This is a genomic window from Mesorhizobium sp. M7A.F.Ca.CA.004.04.2.1 (genome assembly GCF_004022825.1).
GTDB lineage: Bacteria > Pseudomonadota > Alphaproteobacteria > Rhizobiales > Rhizobiaceae > Mesorhizobium.
The window spans coordinates 1-2,550 of the sequence record NZ_RZPH01000890.1 but is presented as its reverse complement, the minus strand read 5'-3'; the positions used below and the strand labels follow the sequence as shown (position 1 = coordinate 2,550).

Sequence of the window (2,550 nt, the reverse complement as noted above, 5' to 3'; positions counted from 1 at the left end):
TCCTTGTCCAGCGCGCTGCCGGCCACGTTGCTGCCCGACTGTTCACTACCTTCCGGCTGCTCGGCGTCCTGGAAACTGGAAATCCCCGTAGGGGAGATCAGAAAGGCCGCCGCCACCGCGACATGGAGCAGGCAGGAGACGACGATCGCCGCCGTCCATTTGCGGCTCCAGGCCGATGGCCGCGGCAGCGCGCTGGACAAGGACCCGGCGGCAATAAACGTTGCACTGGTGCCCAGCCCGCAACCGGCCAAACCACAGCCGGCAACGCCGCCCAAGCCGTCGCCGCCAACGGAGCCTTCTCGGCCAGCCAAGGAAGCGGCAACGACCAAGCCGGAACCTGTCAAACAGCAGACGGTTGCCCCAGACATATTGGTGGCCGGTGTCCCACGCCCCGATGGCCAGAGCGTGGCTCCCAAGACCGAAACGCCGGCGCAGCTGACCGTTCAGCCTGAGAGCACGGAAGCGCCTGTCGCCGTTCCGGAGCGGCCTCCGATCCCTAGAGCCAGGCCAACTCCGGCAGCTGCCCCTTCAAAGATGGCGGATGAGAAGCGCGGCACGGCGGATGGCGAGGACCGGTCGGCGCAAGCAGCCAGCAAGGGCAAAAGGCAAAAAGAGGCAGGCACGGCCGCGGAAGACAACTACCGCGGCGATGTTTTTAGAAAGCTCGGCAGCGTCAATCGCACCCTCCCGCCTTCCCTACAGCTGGCGGCACGCAACAATGCGGTTGTCACATTCGTCATAGGCAGGAAGGGCAACATAAACGAGTTGCGCATTCTGGAAACCTCAGGATCGGCGGCTTTCGATCAGGCAGCGCTTGGCATTGTCCGCAAGGCAGCCCCCTTCCCTCCGATTCCACCGCAGGCAGCAAGCGCAAATTTGGAGTTCGAGACCGAAATCGGCCCATTTTGAATGTGCGCAGAACAAACGCTGCAGCCGCCAATCATCAACATCCGCACGAAAGGAACCGCCATGTACATCGCAATGAACCGCTTCAAGGTGCAGACCGGCTCGGAGAACGACTTCGAAGCCGTCTGGAAGAACCGCGATTCCAGCCTTGCTGAGATGAAGGGGTTTAGGGAATTCCATCTGCTGCGCGGCCCGGTCAACGAGACCGAAGGCTACACGCTTTTCGCGTCGCACACGGTGTGGGCCAGCCACGACGATTTTATCGCCTGGACCAAGTCCGAGAATTTCCGCGCCGCCCACAGGAATGTCGGCACGACAAAGGTCCACTATCTCGGCCACCCCCAGTTCGAGGGTTTTTCGGTCGTCGAAGGCGCGTAATGCATGTCGTCCAAAAGTGGTCCCGGTTTTGGGACAACGACATGCATAAAAACAAAAGTTGACCGGGGGTCAGGCCCCGGCCAGCAAGCTCGCATTGCCGCCCGCGGCGGTGGTGTCGACGCAGACCGCCCGTTCATGCGCATAAGCCGCCGGGTTGAGCACCTCCGTGACCAGCGGCACGATCGGGCCGGAGCGGTCGGCGATGACCTTGCGCACGATGCGCGCGGCCTCGGACGTGCCTGAAAAAGCGACGACGTCGACGCGTAGCGCGCGCGCCTCGACCGGATCCGGCCGGCCGTCGATGGCGGCCAGCGGCAGGCCCTTGCCGGTCAACGCGGAAAGGGCTGCCGGTGCACCTAGCGCAACGGCCAGCACGGCATTGCCGGCGGCGAGCGCCTGGATCGTCTGCGCCAGCAGCGTATCGCCGTCAGGACCAAGGCACAGCACCCGTCCGCGTGGCGACAGCGACAGCGTGTTGGCCTCGCCGGTCGGCCCGGGCAGGTCGACCTGGCCGAAATCGATGCCGGCGGCCGCACCAATGGCCGCAGCACCCTTGCCGCGCAGATGCTTCCTCAGAATGGCGATCCGGTCGGGCCGCGTCGACCAGCCGCCAAGTGCGGGATCCGGCAGATTGTCGGCAAGTTCGGTCGCCGTGACCTTGTGGCCATCCTGCACATGGGTGCCAGCCTCCGGCCCCTTGCGGAAGCGGCGGAGGTAGTGCGGGCCGCCGGCCTTCGGACCGGTGCCTGAAAGCCCCTCGCCGCCAAACGGCTGCGAACCGACGACGGCGCCGATCTGGTTGCGGTTGACATAGATGTTGCCGGCGTGGATGCCGTCGACGAAATGCTGCACGCGGCCCTCGATCCGGGTGTGCAGCCCGAAGGTCAGGCCGTAGCCCTTGCGGTTGATGGCGGCGATGACCGCGTCGATCTCGTCGGCGTCGAAACTGGCGACATGCAGCACCGGCCCGAACACCTCGCGCTCCATATCCTCGATACCCTTGACGCGGAAGACGTGGGGCGCGACGAAGCGACCTTCCTTCGGCGCTTCGAGCTTGGCGATCAGCCGGCCCTGCAGGCCCATCTTCGTGCAGTACTCGCGGATCGAAGTCTGTGCCTCGTCGTCGATGACCGGGCCGACATCGGTCGAAATCCGCCAGGGATCGCCGACATTGAGCGCCTCCATGGCGCCCTTCAGCATCTCCAGCATCTTCTTCTCGACGTCCTTCTGCACGTAGAGCACGCGCAGCGCCGAGCAGCGCTGGCC

The 2,550-nt window shown here is 64.9% G+C and carries 3 protein-coding genes and 1 pseudogene; 2 read left to right on the top strand and 2 right to left on the bottom strand.

Going from position 1 to position 2,550, the window contains the following annotated elements:
* Nucleotides 1-275 (bottom strand): annotated as a pseudogene (locus EN893_RS28745) (hypothetical protein); the annotation flags it as partial.
* 259 nt (nt 276-534) lie between these two features.
* On the opposite strand from EN893_RS28745, the gene EN893_RS39525 reads away from it, so the two are divergent.
* A complete protein-coding gene (locus EN893_RS39525) occupies nt 535-909 on the top strand; it encodes a TonB family protein (RefSeq protein WP_245490921.1) in 375 nt (124 codons plus the stop codon).
* Nucleotides 910-969: 60 nt separating this feature from the next.
* Entirely contained in the window at nt 970-1,284 is a 315-nt protein-coding gene (locus EN893_RS28735) for an antibiotic biosynthesis monooxygenase (RefSeq protein ID WP_027039045.1), read from the top strand.
* A gap of 69 nt (nt 1,285-1,353) precedes the next feature.
* Here the strand turns inward: EN893_RS28735 and EN893_RS28730 are convergent.
* Nucleotides 1,354-2,550, bottom strand: a 1,197-nt coding sequence (locus EN893_RS28730; protein ID WP_128361976.1) for an aldehyde dehydrogenase family protein, incomplete at its 5' end; no start/stop codon positions are given.